Annotated in this window: 17 protein-coding genes; 6 read left to right on the top strand and 11 right to left on the bottom strand. The window is 71.9% G+C overall.

The window, feature by feature from the left end; all coding sequences use genetic code 11:
- Positions 1-68: 68 nt before the first annotated feature.
- The 3 genes from Q7T15_RS06470 (at position 69) to Q7T15_RS06480 (ending at position 3,005) form a co-directional block, all read left to right on the top strand.
- The gene (locus tag Q7T15_RS06470) at positions 69-638 is read left to right on the top strand and encodes a DUF1003 domain-containing protein (protein WP_304694470.1); all 570 of its coding nucleotides are present in this window, start codon (positions 69-71) and stop codon (positions 636-638) included.
- A gap of 55 nt (positions 639-693) precedes the next feature.
- Positions 694-1,743 (top strand): P-loop NTPase, encoded by a 1,050-nt coding sequence (locus Q7T15_RS06475; protein WP_370689113.1) that lies wholly within the window; start codon positions 694-696, stop codon positions 1,741-1,743.
- 335 nt (positions 1,744-2,078) lie between these two features.
- Positions 2,079-3,005: a LysR family transcriptional regulator gene (locus tag Q7T15_RS06480; protein ID WP_304694474.1), complete on the top strand. Its 927-nt coding sequence runs from the start codon at positions 2,079-2,081 to the stop codon at positions 3,003-3,005.
- A 31-nt stretch (positions 3,006-3,036) separates the two neighbouring features.
- On the opposite strand, the gene Q7T15_RS06485 is transcribed toward Q7T15_RS06480, so the two are convergent.
- Positions 3,037-3,432 (bottom strand): twin-arginine translocase TatA/TatE family subunit, encoded by a 396-nt coding sequence (locus tag Q7T15_RS06485; RefSeq protein ID WP_304694476.1) that lies wholly within the window; start codon positions 3,430-3,432, stop codon positions 3,037-3,039.
- 63 nt (positions 3,433-3,495) lie between these two features.
- On the opposite strand from Q7T15_RS06485, the gene Q7T15_RS06490 reads away from it, so the two are divergent.
- Positions 3,496-4,128, top strand: coding sequence for an O-methyltransferase (locus Q7T15_RS06490; protein WP_304694478.1), 633 nt, complete (start codon positions 3,496-3,498; stop codon positions 4,126-4,128).
- A 122-nt stretch (positions 4,129-4,250) separates the two neighbouring features.
- On the opposite strand, the gene Q7T15_RS06495 is transcribed toward Q7T15_RS06490, so the two are convergent.
- The 3 genes from Q7T15_RS06495 to dapE all read right to left on the bottom strand — a co-directional run bounded on the left by Q7T15_RS06495 (position 4,251) and on the right by dapE (position 6,898).
- The gene (locus tag Q7T15_RS06495; RefSeq protein ID WP_082514986.1) at positions 4,251-4,418 is read right to left on the bottom strand and encodes a DUF3117 domain-containing protein; all 168 of its coding nucleotides are present in this window, start codon (positions 4,416-4,418) and stop codon (positions 4,251-4,253) included.
- 117 nt (positions 4,419-4,535) lie between these two features.
- Complete coding sequence (locus Q7T15_RS06500) at positions 4,536-5,783, bottom strand: hypothetical protein (protein ID WP_304694481.1); 1,248 nt, start codon at positions 5,781-5,783, stop codon at positions 4,536-4,538.
- Positions 5,765-6,898 (bottom strand): succinyl-diaminopimelate desuccinylase, encoded by a 1,134-nt coding sequence (gene dapE, locus Q7T15_RS06505; protein WP_370689115.1) that lies wholly within the window; start codon positions 6,896-6,898, stop codon positions 5,765-5,767. The genes Q7T15_RS06500 and dapE overlap by 19 nt, the downstream gene beginning before the upstream one ends.
- A 54-nt stretch (positions 6,899-6,952) precedes the next feature.
- On the opposite strand from dapE, the gene dapD reads away from it, so the two are divergent.
- On the top strand, positions 6,953-7,918 hold the full coding sequence (gene dapD / locus Q7T15_RS06510; protein ID WP_304694485.1) for a 2,3,4,5-tetrahydropyridine-2,6-dicarboxylate N-succinyltransferase: 966 nt from the start codon (positions 6,953-6,955) through the stop codon (positions 7,916-7,918).
- 236 nt (positions 7,919-8,154) lie between these two features.
- Here the strand turns inward: dapD and Q7T15_RS06515 are convergent, their stop codons facing one another.
- The 6 genes from Q7T15_RS06515 to Q7T15_RS06540 all read right to left on the bottom strand — a co-directional run bounded on the left by Q7T15_RS06515 (position 8,155) and on the right by Q7T15_RS06540 (position 13,929).
- Entirely contained in the window at positions 8,155-9,438 is a 1,284-nt protein-coding gene (locus tag Q7T15_RS06515) for a citrate synthase (RefSeq protein ID WP_304694487.1), read from the bottom strand.
- 205 nt (positions 9,439-9,643) lie between these two features.
- Positions 9,644-10,885 carry a succinyldiaminopimelate transaminase gene (dapC, locus tag Q7T15_RS06520; protein WP_304694489.1) on the bottom strand — a complete coding sequence of 414 codons (1,242 nt, stop codon included), beginning with the start codon at positions 10,883-10,885 and terminating at the stop codon, positions 9,644-9,646.
- A gap of 9 nt (positions 10,886-10,894) precedes the next feature.
- A complete protein-coding gene (gene fdxA, locus Q7T15_RS06525) occupies positions 10,895-11,212 on the bottom strand; it encodes a ferredoxin (protein WP_055898228.1) in 318 nt (105 codons plus the stop codon).
- Positions 11,209-11,637 carry a hypothetical protein gene (locus Q7T15_RS06530; RefSeq protein WP_304694493.1) on the bottom strand — a complete coding sequence of 143 codons (429 nt, stop codon included), beginning with the start codon at positions 11,635-11,637 and terminating at the stop codon, positions 11,209-11,211. Before Q7T15_RS06530 ends, fdxA begins: the two co-directional genes overlap by 4 nt.
- 5 nt (positions 11,638-11,642) lie before the next feature.
- Positions 11,643-12,767, bottom strand: a complete 1,125-nt coding sequence (locus Q7T15_RS06535; protein ID WP_304694495.1) for a branched-chain amino acid aminotransferase — start codon at positions 12,765-12,767, stop codon at positions 11,643-11,645.
- A 112-nt stretch (positions 12,768-12,879) separates the two neighbouring features.
- Positions 12,880-13,929: a 3-isopropylmalate dehydrogenase gene (locus Q7T15_RS06540; RefSeq protein WP_304694497.1), complete on the bottom strand. Its 1,050-nt coding sequence runs from the start codon at positions 13,927-13,929 to the stop codon at positions 12,880-12,882.
- A gap of 207 nt (positions 13,930-14,136) precedes the next feature.
- Between Q7T15_RS06540 and Q7T15_RS06545 the strand changes: the two genes are divergently transcribed.
- Positions 14,137-14,376, top strand: coding sequence for a DUF6458 family protein (locus Q7T15_RS06545; RefSeq protein ID WP_304694499.1), 240 nt, complete (start codon positions 14,137-14,139; stop codon positions 14,374-14,376).
- A gap of 85 nt (positions 14,377-14,461) precedes the next feature.
- Here Q7T15_RS06545 and serA read toward each other — a convergent pair whose 3' ends face one another.
- Positions 14,462-16,054, bottom strand: a complete 1,593-nt coding sequence (gene serA, locus Q7T15_RS06550; RefSeq protein ID WP_304694501.1) for a phosphoglycerate dehydrogenase — start codon at positions 16,052-16,054, stop codon at positions 14,462-14,464.
- Positions 16,055-16,066: the final 12 nt, after the last annotated feature.

The following is a 16,066-nucleotide window of genomic DNA, read 5'->3' on the forward strand; positions in this document are numbered from 1 at the left end:
CGCCCGCCGCCGCTCGGCCGCGCCGCTGCCGCGCGCCGGTCGCGGCTCGGTGACGAGGAGGCCGAACGATGGCCGCTGACCGCCGCCGTCGCCGACCCGTCCCGGGCCCGCGGCGCGACGGCCTCGACGCCCCGAAGTCGCAGCGCCGCCCGTTCTTCCTGCCCCAGTTCACGAGCCGTGACCGCATCGGCCGCTTCTCCGAGGGCTTCGCCCGCGCGATGGGCACGCCGTGGTTCCTCATCGGCATGACGGTCTTCGTCGCGGTGTGGATCACCTTCAACAGTTCGGCGCCGCCGAGCGCGCAGTTCGACCCGCGCGCGCTCAACTTCACCCTGCTCACCCTCATCCTGTCGCTGCAGGCCTCGTACGCCGCCCCCCTGATCCTGCTCGCGCAGAACCGGCAGGACGACCGCGACCGCGTCCAGATCGAGCAGGACCGCCAGCGCGCCGAGCGCAACCACGCCGACACCGAGTACCTCGCCCGCGAGGTCGTCGCTCTGCGCCTCGCGATGAAGGACGTCGCCACGAAGGAGTTCATCCGGGCCGAGCTGCGCAGCCTCCTCGACGAGCTCGACCGCTCGGAGACGGAGGAGGCCGCCGTGGCCGCCGACGATCGCGACCGCGACCGCCGTGGCTGACGCCGCTCCCCCGGCGCCCACCGAGCAGGATGTGCGCCGGGCGCTCGATCGCGTCATGGACCCGGAGCTGCGGCGACCCGTCACCGAGCTCGACATGGTGCCCCGCGTGAGCGTGCAGGGCGACCGCGTCGCGATCGACCTCGAGCTCACGATCGTGGGCTGCCCCGCGGCCGACCGCATCGAGCGCGATGTGCGCGCCGCGGCATCCTCGGTATCGGGCGTCGCGTCGGTCGACGTCGCGGTCGGCGTGATGGCCCCGGCGGTGCGGGATGCCCTCATCGCCCGCCTGCGCGGCGACCGGCCCGCCATGCCGTTCACCCCCGACTCGCTCACGAGGGTCATCGCCGTGACGAGCGGGAAGGGCGGCGTCGGCAAGTCGACCATCACCGCCAACCTCGCCGTCGCCCTCGCCCAGCAGGGACTGCGGGTCGGGCTCGTCGACGCCGACGTGTTCGGCTTCTCGATCCCGGGCCTCCTCGGCATCGCGGGCGAGAGGCCGACGCGCGTCGGCGAGGCGATCATGCCGCCGCGCGCGCACGACGTCGGCGTGATCTCGATCGGCATGTTCGTCGACGAGCGCACGGCCGTCTCGTGGCGCGGGCCGATGCTGCACCGGACGGTGCAGCAGTTCCTCACCGACGTGTACTTCGGCGACCTCGACGTGCTCGTGCTCGACATGCCGCCCGGCACGGGGGATGTCGCGATCTCGGTCGGGCAGCTCCTGCCGCACGCCGAGGTGCTCGTCGTCACGACGCCGCAGAAGGCCGCCGCCGACGTCGCCGAGCGCTCGGCGCTCGTCGCCCGGCAGACCGGTCAGACCGTCATCGGCGTCGTGGAGAACATGGCCGGGCTCGCGCAGCCCGACGGCAGCGTGCTCGAGCTCTTCGGCTCGGGCGGCGGGGCCGAGACGGCCGCGCGGCTCGACGTGCCGCTGCTCGCGCGCGTGCCCCTCTCGGTCGCCCTGCGCGAGGGCGGCGACGCGGGCGAGCCGATCGTGCTCGTCGAGGGCGACCCGGCGGCCGAGGCGATCCGCGAGCTCGCCCGGGTCGTGGCGGCGCGCGGGCGCGGTCTCGCGGGACGGCCGCTCACCGTCACCCCGCGCTGACGCGAGCGGACGGGCGGCCTGCGCGGAGCATCCGCGCGTTAACGCCGACTGCCGCCGGAACCCGCTCTCACCCCTGGAATGGTGAGCGCGGGATCCGACGGCAGTCGACGGAGTCGGCGGCTACGTTCGCGGGAGCGACGGCACGCGACGGTAGCCGTCCTTCGCCGTCACCACGGCGGTCGAGACCGCTCCGGCGATACCGAGCAGAGCGATGATGAGCAATCCGGCGAGCATGTCCGCGTTCTCCTTTGTCGTTTCCTGAACGCTCCTATTGCATCGCATCCAACGTTTCAGCACAATCTCATCTTTCTTACATGTCCATGTAGGATCACTTCATGGACGTTCGCCGCCTCGAACTGCTCCGCGAGCTCGCCGATCGCGGCTCGATCACGGCCGTCGCGGCCGCGACCCACCGCACCGCGAGCGCCGTCTCGCAGCAGCTCAAGCTGCTCGAGCGGGAGGCCGGCGTCGCCCTCACCGAGCGCCGCGGCCGGGGCATCGAGCTCACCGGTGCCGGGCTCGCGCTCGCCGAGACCGCCCGCCGCATCGCCGTCGCGATCGAGTCGGCCGAAGCGCTGTGGCTCGAGTTCAAGCAGAGCCCGCAGGGCTCCGTGTCGGTGAGCGCATTCCCCACCGCGGGGCAGATGCTCATCCCGGGCGCACTGCGCGCCCTCCGCGACGAGCCGGGACTCGAGATCGTGCTCACCGACCACGACCTGCCCCTCCCCGACTTCGCGCAGCTCACGGCCGACTACGACATCGTGATCGCCGACTCGCAGGGGATCCCGACCCACTGGAACGAGAACGGTCTGACCTGCGTGCCGCTCATGACCGAGCCGTTCGACGTCGCACTGCCGGCCGGGCATCGGCTCGTCGAGAAGGCCGTCGTTCGCGGCATCGACCTCGTCGACGAGAACTGGATCGGCGCCCCCGTGGGCTACCCCTACGACCGCGTGCTCGAGCGACTGGGCGCCGCCGTCGGCCGCGAGCCGCGCATCGTGCAGCGCATCATGGACAACCTCATCGTCGAGCGGCTCGTCGCCGCGGGCATCGGCATCGCGATCCTGCCCCGATTCACGACCCGCAGCCACGGGAACGGCATCGTGACGCGCCCCATCACGGGCCTTCCCGCCGAGCGGCAGATCTCGGCCCTGATGCGCGCCCACCGCGCCGAGCGGCCGAGCGTGCGCCGCGTGATCGAGCTCCTGAAGGCGGAGGCCGAGCGCGTCGTCGCGGGGTACCGCACGGTCGGCGAGCGCTGAGCACGAGTCCGCTCGATGCGGGCTCCGAGCGCTAGGTCGCCTCGGCGTCGAACGGGGCAGGTCGCCCCTCGCGCAGGAGCCGCTGCCGCTGCGCGTACGCCGATTCGCGAACGGGTGCGGTCACGGTCGCGGCGGCCGCCCCTCCCGCTCCCGGCCGGACGGGCGGGGCCTCGTCCTCCAGGAGCGCCTCGCGGATGATCCGGCGCGGGTCGTACTGGCGCGGGTCGAGCTTCTTCCAGTCGACGTCGTCGTAGTCGGGGCCCATCTCCTCCCGCATGCGGTCCTTCGCGCCGTTGGCCATGTCGCGCAGCGTGCGGACGAACCGGCCGAACTGCGCCGCGTAGCCGGGAAGCCGGTCGGGGCCGATGAGGAGCACGGCGATGAGCCCGATGAGCAGGAGCTTCTCGAACGTCAGACCGAAGGACACCCGCTCAGAATAGCCGGGCGAACCGCGGGCCCACCCCTAGGCTGTCTGCGAGAAGGAGGGCCTGTGGCCAGCAAGGAACTGTCGTGGAAATACGTCGAGGAGTCGACGGTGGAGCCCGACGAGATCGCCGCCGCCCGCGCCCACTCCGTCGAGCAGGGCGTCGAGCCCGTGACGGCCGCGACGGGCGCGCACCTCGCGCTCGCGACCGCCGCCGTCGACGCGCAGTCGATCATCGAGATCGGCACCGGCCTCGGCGTCAGCGGGCTCTGGATGCTCCGCGGGGCCCCCGGCGCCCACCTCACCACGATCGACCTCGAGGCCGAGCACCAGCAGCACGCCCGCAAGTTCTTCACCGACGCCGGTCACGCGACCGCGCGCGTGCGGATGATCACCGGTCGCGCGATCGAGGTCCTCCCGCGCATGAACGAGTCGAGCTACGACGTCGTGCTCGTCGACGCCGACGCGAAGAGCCTGCTCGACTACCTCGAGCACGCCCTGCGACTCGTCCGCGTCGGCGGCATCGTGCTCATCCCCCACGCGCTGTGGCGCGACACGGTCGCCGACCCCGCGAAGCGCGAGGCGACGACGCGCGACTTCCGCTCGGTCATCGGCGAGCTCGCGGGCTCGAGCGCCGTCCACGTCGCCCTGTCGCCCGTCGGCGACGGCCTCCTGCAGATCATCAAGCGCGGCGCGTAGCCCCGAGCGCCCGACTCCGAGCGTGCGGCTCCGAGTTCAGAGCCCCGAGTTCAGAGCCCCGAGGAACGCGAGACGGGGCCGAGCCCGAAGGCTCGACCCCGTTCACGCATCGGGTGCTGTCGTCAGGAGATCGCCGCGGCGAGCGCGTCGTGCAGTTCCTTCGCCTCGTCATCGTTGACGGAGACGACCAGGCGGCCACCGCCTTCGAGCGGTACGCGCACGATGATGAGTCGTCCCTCCTTGACAGCCTCCATCGGTCCGTCGCCGGTTCTCGGCTTCATGGCGGCCATATGCGATCTCCCCTTTCGATGAAAGCTCTGCCTTCATTATCTAGTACGCGGCGCGTTCGGCTAAATCGACGGATGCCCGATCGTGGATATCCGGCCCGCCCGCGCCGGGCATCCGAATCAGGGAGGGGTCCAGTCGATGCCGTCGATCCACCAGGCGATGTGCACCCAGCCGTACTGCCCCGCGATCGACACGGCGAGGAGGAGGACGACGAGCGCGGTGCGCAGCCAGCGCGGCCGCACGCCGAGCGCGCCCGCCGCGACCGCGCCGAGCACGGGGGCGAGCGGCAGCAGCAGTCGGAACGTGCTCGACTGCGGGAAGAAGACCGCGAGGAGGTAGACGGCGTAGGCGATGATCCAGCAGCGGAGCGCCACGGGCATCCGGCGCATCTGCGGAAGGGCGAACGACGACGCCGCCGCGACGAGCACGAGCACGAGCGCGACCGGGCCGATGGCGTCGCCGAGCCACCATTGCGCTCCCTGCCACCAGGCCGTGAACGGAACGAGCTCGACGGGGCCGATGTACGGGCGGCGCCAGGCGAGCTCGGTGTCGGTGTAGCCGGTGAAGTCGCCCGTCGCGAGCGCGACGATGCCCGGCCAGGCGAGGCCCGCGAGCCCCGCGATCACCGCGACGACGGCGAGCTCGACGCGCTCGCGAACCGGGAACGGCTCGATCGCCCGGCGATCGCGCCGCCAGCGCCATGCGAGCAGCAGCGCGAGCCCGAACGCGAACGCCAGCCCGCTCGGCCGCGTGAGGGCCATGAGCGTGACGAGGACCGCGAGCGGCGCATACCGGCGCTCGAGGAGCAGCAGCAGGGCTCCGACCAGCATCGCGAGGTGCAGCGACTCGGCGTACGCGACCTGCAGGATCGGCGAGATCGGCGCGAGGCACAGGAGCGCCGTCGCGAGCAGCGCCGCGCGCTCGTCGAGCCACGTGCGCATGAGCCGGTGGAAGAGGAGCGCCGCGACCGCCCCCGCGAGAACCGACACGGCGAGGGCGGCCCCCGCGAACTCGAGCCCCGTGAGCACCATGACGCCGCGCACGACGAACGGGTAGACGGGCATGAAGGCGAACGGGTTCTCGGTCGCGAACCCGTCCTCGTCGCGCGGGATCGCGTCGGGGTAGCCGCCCGCGGCGATGATCCAGTACCAGTGGCCGTCCCACAAGCGGGCGAAGTCGACGTAGTCGGGCTGCGCGGTCGTCCACGCGTTCGCGCGCTGGCGCGAGGCGAAGTGCAGCAGGATGCCCGTGGAGACGAGCCGCGACGCCGCGTACACCGCGAGCACGCTCAGCCACCACGGCGCGCGTCGAGCGAGGGCGAGCAGTCGCTCCCCCGCCGGGCGGGGGCTCAGGCCGAGGTCAGCCACGCCCGCAGGCCGCGCTCGCACGCGACGATCTGCTCGACCGGGACGCGCTCGTCGTCGGTGTGGGCGAGCGACGGGTCGCCGGGACCGTAGTTGACGGCCGGGATCCCGAGCTCGCTGAAGCGCGCGACGTCCGTCCAGCCGTACTTGGGGGCGGGCTCGGCGCCGACGGCCTGCACGAAGCGCTGCGCGAGCGGGGCATCCAGGCCGGGGCGGGCGCCCGCCGCCGCATCGGTGACGACGACCGCGACGGACGGATCGAGATCGGCCACGAGGTCGCGGACGTGCTGCTCGGCCTCGGCGAGCGACTTGTCCGGGGCGAAGCGGTAGTTGACGGTGACGCTCGCGGTGTCCGGGATCACGTTGCCGGCGACGCCGCCGCTCACGCCGACCGCGTTGAGACCCTCGCGGTAGTCGAGGCCGTCGACCGTGACGGTCGCGGGCTCGTAGGCGGCGAGCCGCTCGAGGATGGGGGCGAGGGCGTGGACGGCGTTGACGCCCATCCATGAGCGGGCGGAGTGCGCGCGGCGGCCGGTCGTGCTGAGCTCGAGGCGCAGGGTGCCGTTGCAGCCGCCCTCGATGCCCGCGTTGCTCGGCTCGCCGAGGATCGCGAAGTCGCCGTGCAGCAGCTCGGGGCGCGTGCGGGCGAGGCGGCCGAGACCGTTGAGCTCGCTCGCGACCTCCTCGTGGTCGTACCAGACCCAGGTGATGTCGTAGGCGGGGTCGGTCAGCTGCACGGCAAGCGCGAGGAGCACCGCGCAGCCGCCCTTCATGTCGACCGTGCCGCGGCCCCACAGGGTGTCGACGCCATCGTCGACGCTGCGGCGGGTCGGCAGGTTGTCGTTGATCGGCACGGTGTCGATGTGGCCGGCGATGACGACGCGCTCGGCGCGGCCGAGGCTCGTGCGGGCGACGATCGCGTCGCCGTCGCGGATGAGCTCGAGATGCGGGGCGTGCGTGCGCAGGGTCGCCTCGATCGTGTCGGCGAGCGCGCGCTCGTCGGCAGAGACGCTCGGGATGTCGCACAGCGCCGCGGTGAGCGCGACGACGTCGTCGAGGAGGTCGGGGGCCAGCGGCTGGGCGTTCAGGGGCTGGGCGTTCAGCGGCTGGGCGTTCATCGGCTGCGCGTTCATCGGCACGAGCCTAGTTCGCGGCGCGGGTAGCCTGGATCCATGCCCGACAGCCCGCTCACTCACGCCTGGGGCTACGGCCTCGCCACCGTCCGCCTCGCCGACGGCGAGGTGCTCGACACGTGGTTCCCCTCCCCCGCGCTCGGGACGCTGCCCGAGGGCCGCGACCGGTACATCGTGCCGGCCGACATCGAGCACCTGGAGGCGGAGGACGCGCGCCGAGGGGTGAGGATCGAGGCCCGCACGGTCGAGATCGAGCTCGCGGCGGCCCCGGCATCCACGCCCGATGCGTACCTGCGCCTGCACCTGCTGTCGCACCGCCTCGTGAAGCCGAACACGATCAACCTCGACGGCGTGTTCGCGCACCTGCCGATCGTCATGTGGACGACCGCCGGCCCCGTGCACCCCGACGACTTCGACGCGAACCGCCCGGCGCTGCAGCGCTCGGGGGTCTCGCCGCTCGGCATCGACAAGTTCCCGCGACTGCTGGACTACGTCACGCCGCCGCGCGTGCGCATCGCCGACGCCTCGCGCGTGCGCCTCGGCGCGTACCTCTCGCCCGGCACCACGGTCATGCACGAGGGCTTCGTCAACTTCAACGCCGGCACCCTCGGCGCGTCGATGGTCGAGGGCCGCATCAGCCAGGGCGTCGTCGTCGGCGACGGCAGCGACATCGGCGGCGGCGCCTCGATCATGGGGACCCTCTCGGGCGGCGGCACGCTCCGCGTCGCGATCGGCGAGCGCGCGCTGCTCGGCGCGAACTCCGGCATCGGCATCTCGATCGGCGACGACTCTGTCGTCGAGGCGGGGCTCTACGTGACCGCCGGCACGAAGGTCGTCGTGCTCGACGGCACGCTCGATGAGGATGCCCGCCCGCGCACCGTGAAGGCGGCGCAGCTCTCGGGAGTGGCCGGCCTGCTGTTCCGGCGCAACTCGCTCACCGGAGCGGTCGAGGTGCTGCCCCGCACGGGCGCCGGCGTCGTGCTCAACGAGGCGCTGCACGCGTAGACGGGCCGCGCCGCGCGGGCGCTCGGCACGGCCGTCGTGATCGCAGCGGCCGTGCCACCGCTTTCTCGCGCACGCTTCGATAAGTGCGGAACGGGTGAAACGACGTCACCCCGTCCGCACCTATCGAAGGCGGACGGGTTCAGCACGGTGGCCGCGCCCGTGCGCAAAGAAGCGGGCCGCCCCGAAGGAACGGCCCGCTTCTGCGCTCGGTGGCGTACCGCCGAGAGAACGGGCGACTAGCGCTGCGGCCAGTCGCGCGCGGGCGCGCCCGTGTAGAGCTGCTGAGGGCGGCCGATCTTCGTCTGCGGGTCGTCGTTCATCTCGCGCCAGTGGGCGATCCAGCCGGGGAGGCGGCCGATCGCGAAAAGCACGGTGAACATGCGCGTCGGGAAGCCCATCGCCTTATAGATGACGCCCGTGTAGAAGTCGACGTTCGGGTAGAGGCGGCGCTCTTTGAAGTAGTCGTCGCCGAGGGCGATCTGCTCGAGCTCGCGCGCGATGTCGAGCAGCGGGTCGCTGATCCCGAGGTCGGCGAGCACGGCGTCGGCGCTCTCCTTCACGAGCTTGGCGCGCGGGTCGTACGATTTGTACACCCGGTGGCCGAAGCCCATGAGCTTGATGCCGTCCTCCTTGTTTTTCACCCGCTCGACGAAGCGCTCGACGCTCTCGCCGCTGTCGCGGATGCGGCCGAGCATCGTCAGCACCGACTCGTTCGCGCCGCCGTGCAGCGGGCCGGATAGGGCGTTGATGCCGGCCGAGATGGAGGCGAAGAGGTTCGCCTCGGTCGAGCCGACGAGGCGCACGGTCGAGGTCGAGGCGTTCTGCTCGTGGTCCTCGTGGAGGATCAGCAGGCGCTCGAGCGCCTGCGACATGACGGGGTTCACCTCGTACGGCTCGGCCATCGTGCCGAAGTTGAGGCGGAGGAAGTTGTCGACGAAGCTCAGCGAGTTGTCGGGGTACAGGAACGCCTGCCCGACCGACTTCTTGTGCGCGTAGGCCGCGATCACGGGGAGCTTCGCGAGGAGGCGGATCGTCGAGATCTCGACCTGCTCGGGGTCGTGCGGGTTGAGCGAGTCGCCGTAGTAGGTCGAGAGCGCCGAGACGGCCGACGACAGCACCGACATGGGGTGCGCCTGGTGCGGCAGCGAGTCGAAGAACCGCTTGAGGTCCTCGTGGAGGAGCGTGTGGCGCCGCACGCGCTCGTCGAACGCCGAGAGCTCGGATGCGCTCGGCAGCTCGCCGTAGATGAGGAGCCACGCGACCTCGAGGAAGCTCGAGTTCGCGGCGATATCCTCGATCGCATAGCCGCGGTAGCGCAGGATCCCCTGGTCGCCGTCGATGTAGGTGATCGCGCTCTTCGTCGAGGCGGTGTTGACGAAGCCGTAGTCGAGGGCCGTGAGCCCCGTCTGCTTCGTGAGGGTCGAGACGTCGATGCTCGAGGCGCCGTCGACACTGGTCAGGATGGGGAACTCCGCGGTTCCGCCGGGGTACTGCAGGATGGCCTTGTCGGCGTCGCTCACAGCGCCTCCTCGCGTTGGTGGGGTCGGGGGTGGTGGCGGGATAGCCGCGTTCGTCGGGGTGGCGCCGGTCCGCGGAAGGAACCCGACTACAGCCTAGGCGACCGCGGCGACCAGTACCGCATCGGCCAAGGTGCCGGACCCGGAGTTGTCGACGACCGCCAAGGATGTCCGTGGACCGTCACAACGGCCGGTCAGGCCGCCCGCGTCACCGGACCGAGCCGCGCAGGCGCGCGGCGGCCTGGGAGATCCGCTCGTCGGTCGCCGTGAGCGCGAGCCGCACGTGCCGGGATCCCTCCCCCTCGTAGAAGGTCCCGGGAGCGGCGAGGATCCCGAGCTCCGCGAGCGCGGCGAGGGTGTCGAGCGCCGGCTCGTCTCGGGTGGCCCAGAGGTAGAGCCCGGCCTCGGAGCGGTCGATGCGGAAGCCGGACGCGCGCAGGGCGCCGGCCAGGGCATCCCGTCGCGCTCGGTAGATCTCGCGCTGCGCGGCGACGTGCGCGTCGTCGTCGAGCGCGGCGATCATCGCCGCCTGCACGGGCGCGGGCGGGATGAGCCCGAGGTGCTTGCGCGCCTCGAGCAGCTGCCGCACGAGCGCCGGGTCACCGGCGAGGAAGGCCGCGCGGTACCCGGCGAGGTTCGACTGCTTCGAGAGCGAGTAGACGCTCAGCAGGCCGGTCGCGTCGCCGTCGATGACGCGGGGGTCGAGGATGCTCGGCACGGGCGCCGGGCCCCTCGAGTCGCCCGCGCCGGAGTCGGCGGGCGACTCGCCCCAGCGCTCGGGCTCCCACCCGAGCTCGGCGTAGCACTCGTCGTTCACGAGCACGGCGCCGAGCTCGCGCGCTCGAAGGACGGCGGCCCGCAGTCCGTCGACGCCGAGGACGGCGCCGTCGGGGTTGCCGGGCGAGTTGATCCAGATGAGACGGGCGCCCTCGGGCCAGCGTGCGGGGTCGTCCTCCGCGACGGCCCTCGCGCCGAGCAGCGCCGCGCCGACCGAGTACGTCGGGTACGCGGTGCGGGGGTGCACGATGACGTCGTCGCGGCCGAGGCCGAGCAGGAGCGGCAGGAGCGCGACGAGCTCCTTCGATCCGATCGTGGGGAGCACGGCATCCGTGCCCGGGAGCGTCACGCCGCGTCGTCGGGCGTACCAGCGGACGATCGCCTCGCGCAGCGCGAGCGTGCCCATCGTCTGCGGGTAGGCGTGGGCGTCGGTCGCGGCCACGAGCGCGTCGCGCACGACCGCGGGCGTCTCGTCGACGGGCGAGCCGACCGAGAGATCGACGATGCCGTCGGCGTGGGCCCGGGCGCGAGCCGCGAACGGCGCGAGCGAGTCCCAGGGGAAGTCGGGTAGCGAGAGGGCGCGCCCCGCATGAGGGCGGTCGCCATTTCTGGCGACCGCTGCGGCGCCAGCGCCGACGGCCGTCTCGGCCGTCGGGTCCGCAGGGACGACCACGGCCCCGCGTCAGTTCTGCGGCGGGAGCGCCGTGACGACCTCGTGGTCGCTGTGGATCACGCCGACCTTCGCCGCGCCGCCGGGCGAGCCGATCTCCTGGAAGAACTCGACGTTCGCGCGGTAGTAGTCGCTCCACTGCTCGGGCAGGTCGTCCTCGTAGTAGATCGCCTCGACGGGGCACACGGGCTCGCACGCGCCGCAGTCGACGCACTCGTCGGGGTGGATGTAGAGCATCCGGTCGCCCTCGTAGATGCAGTCGACCGGGCACTCGTCGATGCACGCGCGGTCTTTGACGTCGACGCAGGGAAGTGCGATCACATAGGTCACGGCGCTGAGGGGTCCTTCTGATCGGGAGCGGTCATCTCGATGCTACCCGCCGGTCGGCGGGGAACGCGCTGGATGCGGGGCCAGGCGAGCACGACGAGAGCGATGAGCATGATGCCGACCGTCCAGCCGTAGCCGAGCAGGTTGCCGGGGATGAGCACGGAGGCGCCCGCGCCGGGCGTCGCGAGGGCGAGCGCGACCGAGCCGATGCCGAACGCGCCCGCGACGGCGGGCCCGCGATCGTCGCCCCACGTCCGCAGGCCCGTGAGGAACAGCGTCGTCGTCGCGAGGGCGAGCACGACCCCGACGGGCGGGAGCGACTGGTGGGTCACCGAACCCACGAGGCCGATGATCGCGCCGCACAGGCTCGAGAGCGCGAGCACGCCGACGCGGTGCAGCGCCCGCTGGCGGGCGGAGCGGGTGGTCACGTCGCTCAGGCGTCCAGGCGGAGCATCCACCCGTGGCTGTCGGGTCGGCGGCCGTACTGGATGTCGGTGAGCTCCTGGCGGAGCGACATCGTCAGCTCGCCGGGTTCCGCGTCGGCCGAGCCGATCTCGAAGGGCTCGCCGTCGACGATGCCCTTGAGCAGGCCGATCGGGGTGACGACCGCAGCCGTGCCGCACGCGAACGCCTCGACGATCTCGCCCGAGGCGACGCCCTCGCGCCACTCGTCGAGCGTCACGCGGCGGCGCTCGACACGGTGGCCGCGATCCTCCGCGAGCTGCAGGATCGAGTCGCGCGTGATGCCCTCGAGGATCGAGTCGGACTGCGGCGTGACGAGCGTGCCGTCGGCCTTCACGAGGACGACGTTCATGCCGCCGAGCTCCTCGAGGTACGTCCCCTCGACCGAGTCGAGGAAGAGCACCTGCTGGCAGCCGTGCTCGGAGGCCTCGGCCTGCGCGACCAGCGAGGCCGCGTAGTTGCCGCCCGTCTTCGCGGCGCCCGTGCCCCCCTTGCCGGCGCGCGAGTAGGTGGTCGTGAGCCAGATCGAGACGGGGGCGACGCCGCCGGAGAAGTAGGCCCCGGCGGGCGAGGCGATGACGTAGTAGGCGACCTTGTGCGCGGGGCGAACGCCGAGGAAGGCCTCCTTGGCGAACATGAACGGGCGCAGGTAGAGGCTCGTCTCGGGCGCGCTCGGCACCCAGTCGCCGTCGACCGCGACGAGCTGGCGCAGCGACTCGAGGAAGTGCTCGACGGGCAGCTCGGGGAGGGCGAGGCGCTTCGCCGAGCGCTGCAGGCGGCGGGCGTTCGCGTCGGGGCGGAACGACCAGATCGAGCCGTCGACGTGACGGTACGCCTTGAGGCCCTCGAAGATCTCCTGCCCGTAGTGCAGGACGGCCGCCGAGGGGTCGAGCGCGATCGGGCCGTAGGGCTGCACGCGCGGGCGGTGCCAGCCGCCGTTGACGCTCCAGCAGATGTCGACCATGTGGTCGGTGAAGTGCTTGCCGAAGCCCGGGGCGGCGAGGATGGCCTCGCGCTCCTCGTCGCTCATCGCACGATCGTTGCGGGTGACCTGGAAGGTCAGCCCCTGGTCCGCCATCGGCAGCAGGTTCGTCATGGTCGTCCTCGAGAATCGCCGTCGGATGCTCTCCGGCGGTGGAGTGTGGGTTCAGGGTACTCCGCCGCGGTCGCGGAGCTGGTCGTGCGCTGCGTCGTGCTCGCGCTCGGGCTCAGCGGCTGACCGCGGCGAGGATGGCGGCGCCGACCTCGCTCGTCGAGCGCTTCTCGGCCCCGCGCGCGGCGAGGTCGGCGGCGACGGCGGTCGTGATGCGCGACGCCGCCTCCGGGTGCCCGAGGTGCTCGAGCAGGAGGGCGGCCGAGAGGATCGCCGCGGTCGGGTCGGCCTTCTGCTGGCCGGCGATGTCGGGCGCCGAGCCGTGGACGGGCTCGAACATGCTCGGGAAGGCGCGGTCGGGGTTGATGTTGCCCGAGGCCGCGAGCCCGATGCCGCCGCTGATGGCGCCGGCGAGGTCGGTGAGGATGTCGCCGAAGAGGTTGTCCGTCACGATGACGTCGAAGCGCGCGGGGTCGGTGACGAGGAAGATCGTCGCGGCGTCGACGTGCAGGTAGTCGACGCTCACGTCGGGGAACTCGGTCGCGACGCGATCGACCGTGCGCTGCCAGAGCGAGCCGGCGTTGACGAGCACGTTGGTCTTGTGCACGAGCGTGAGGCGCCCACTGCGGGCGGCCGCCTGCGCGAACCCGAAGCGCACGACGCGCTCGACACCGAACGCAGTGTTCACGCTCACCTCGTTGGCGATCTCGTGCGGGGTCCCGACGCGGATGCTCCCGCCGTTGCCGACGTAGGGGCCCTCGGTGCCCTCCCGGACCACGACGAAGTCGACCTCGCCCGGGTTCGCGAGCGGCGAGGTCACCCCGGGGAAGAGGCGGGTGGGTCGGAGGTTCACGTAGTGGTCGAAGGCGAACCGCAGCCGGAGCAGGAGACCGCGCTCGATGAGGCCGCCCGCGAGCCGGGCATCCCGCGGATCGCCGCCGACGGCGCCGAAGAGGATCGCGTCATGGCGCGCGAGGCGCTCCATGGTCTCGTCGGCCAGGATCTCGCCGGTGGCGAGGTAGTGCTCGGCGCCGAGCGAGTAGGAGGACTCGGCGACCTCGACGTCGTCGCCGACCGCGGCGCGGAGGACGGCGAGGGCCTCGGCGGTGACCTCGGGGCCGATGCCGTCTCCAGGGATGACGGCCAGATCGATGGTCGAGGTCATGAGGGCCTTCCTGGGTCGCTGACGGGGCGGTCGACCCTCGAACGAGGGTTGGCACGGCTGATTCTCAGCATCGCCCCGGATCCCCGGAATTCCGGGGATCGTGAGGACTTCAGGCTATCGCGTGCGCGAGCACTCCCGGCGCGGCGTGCTTCCGCGAAGCATCCAGGAAACGCTAGGTTCTCTCTCGGATACGAAAGGAGCTCCACCATGAGCATCGGATTCGGAATCTTCATGTTCGCGCTGGGGGCGATCCTCGCCTTCGCCGTGAACGTCAGCCTCGACTGGATCGAGCTGTCGACGATCGGGTACATCCTGATGGTCGCCGGTGTCGTGACGGTCATCATCGGCGTCGTGCTGATGAGCCGTCGCCGCTCCACGTCGACTTCTCACACGACGGTCGACCCGGTCACGGGCGACCGCGTGACGCGTCGCGACGACATCGTCTAGGTCTCGCAGCACGCACGGCCCGCACGACGACGGCGCCGCTCCCTCACGGGGGCGGCGCCGTTCTCGTGCGCGGAGCGGAGCGCGCTCAGCCCTCGATGATCGTGATCTCGCGCATGACGGTCGCGTCGATCGCGGCGCGCACCCGCTCGAGGAGCTCGTCGGGAACGCGCGAGTCGACGGTGAGCACGCTCAGCGCGGGGCCGCCGGCCTCGTGGCGGGCGATCTGCATGCCGGCGATGTTGATCCGCGCCTCGCCGAACTCCTTGCCGTAGACCGCGACGATGCCGGGGCGGTCGGTGTAGAGCATGACGATGAAGTGCTCGGCCATCGGCACCTCGACGTCGTAGCCGTTGATCTCGACGATCTTCTGCGCCTGCTTGGCGCCGACGAGCGTGCCGGAGACCGAGAGCTGGGTGCCGTCGGCGAGCGCGCCGCGGATCGTGAGCAGGTTGCGGTACTCCTCGCTCGTGGCGTCGGTGATGAGGCGCACGGCGACGCCGAGCTGCTCGGCGAGCAGCGGCGCGTTGACGTAGCTCACCTGCTCGCTCGAGATGCGGCCGAAGATGCCCTTGAGGGCCGCGAGCTTGAGCACGTTGACATCGTGCTCGACGATCTCGCCGCGCACCTCGACGTCGATGCTCGCGAAGGCGTGGTCGGCGAGGCTCGCGAAGACCTGGCCGAGCTTCTCCATGAGCGGGATGCCCGGGCGCACGGTCGGATCGATGACGCCGCCCGCGACGTTGACGGCGTCCGGCACGAGCTCGCCGTCGAGCGCGAGGCGCACGGACTTCGCGACCGAGACGCCGGCCTTCTCCTGGGCCTCGTCGGTCGACGCGCCGAGGTGCGGGGTGAGCTGGATCGTGGGGAGGTCGAGCAGCGGCGAGCCGACGGGCGGCTCGGCGACGAACACGTCGAGGCCCGCCCCGGCGATGCGGCCGGTGGCGAGCGCCTCGCGCAGGGCATCCTCGTCGATGATGCCGCCGCGGCTGGCGTTGACGATCCGCAGCGAGGGCTTGGCCTTCGCGAACTGCGCCGCGCCGATGAGGTTCGTCGTCTCGGGCGTCTTCGGGATGTGGATGGTGATGAAGTCGCTGCGCTCCATGAGCTCGTCGAGGCTCAGGAGGGTCACGCCGAGCTGCTGCGCGCGCGCGGGCGGGACGAAGGGGTCGTAGCCGACGAGCTCGACGCCGAAGCCCGCGAGGCGCTGGGCGACGAGCGTGCCGATGCGACCGAGGCCCACGACGCCGACGGTCTTCTCGTAGAGCTCGATGCCGGTGAAGGCCGAGCGCTTCCACTCGCCGCGCTTCATCGAGGCGTTCGCGTCGGGGATGTGCCTCGCGAGGGCGAGCAGGTGGCCGACGGCGAGCTCGGCCGCAGAGATCACGTTCGAGGTGGGCGCGTTGACGACCATGACGCCCGCCGTCGTCGCCGACTTCACGTCGACGTTGTCGAGCCCGACGCCGGCGCGCGCGATGACCTTCAGGCGCTTGCCCGCGGCGATCGCCTCGGCGTCCATCTGCGTGGCCGAGCGGATGAGCACCGCGCTCGCGTCGGCGAGGCCCGACAGCAGCGCCGAGCGGTCGGTGCCGTCGACCTGGCGGATCTCGAAGTCGGGCCCGAGGGCGTCGACCGTGGCGGGAGAGAGTTCTTCGGCGATGAGCACAACCGGCTTGGTCACGAGGACGTCCTT

It is taken from the genome of Microcella sp., assembly GCF_030645145.1.
Lineage (GTDB): Bacteria > Actinomycetota > Actinomycetes > Actinomycetales > Microbacteriaceae > Microcella.

What these genes read in the sequence shown, in the direction of transcription:
- Q7T15_RS06495 (WP_082514986.1), bottom strand. Translation starts at nt 4,418, where the DNA reads ATGGCCGCCATGAAGCCGAGAACCGGCGACGGACCGATGGAGGCTGTC.
- Q7T15_RS06470 (WP_304694470.1), top strand. Translation starts at nt 69, where the DNA reads ATGGCCGCTGACCGCCGCCGTCGCCGACCCGTCCCGGGCCCGCGGCGC.
- Q7T15_RS06480 (WP_304694474.1), top strand. Translation starts at nt 2,079, where the DNA reads ATGGACGTTCGCCGCCTCGAACTGCTCCGCGAGCTCGCCGATCGCGGC.
- dapD (WP_304694485.1), top strand. Translation starts at nt 6,953, where the DNA reads ATGCCCGACAGCCCGCTCACTCACGCCTGGGGCTACGGCCTCGCCACC.
- Q7T15_RS06545 (WP_304694499.1), top strand. Translation starts at nt 14,137, where the DNA reads ATGAGCATCGGATTCGGAATCTTCATGTTCGCGCTGGGGGCGATCCTC.
- Q7T15_RS06540 (WP_304694497.1), bottom strand. Translation starts at nt 13,929, where the DNA reads ATGACCTCGACCATCGATCTGGCCGTCATCCCTGGAGACGGCATCGGC.
- Q7T15_RS06475 (WP_370689113.1), top strand. Translation starts at nt 694, where the DNA reads ATGGACCCGGAGCTGCGGCGACCCGTCACCGAGCTCGACATGGTGCCC.
- Q7T15_RS06535 (WP_304694495.1), bottom strand. Translation starts at nt 12,767, where the DNA reads ATGACGAACCTGCTGCCGATGGCGGACCAGGGGCTGACCTTCCAGGTC.
- dapE (WP_370689115.1), bottom strand. Translation starts at nt 6,898, where the DNA reads ATGAACGCCCAGCCGCTGAACGCCCAGCCCCTGAACGCCCAGCCGCTG.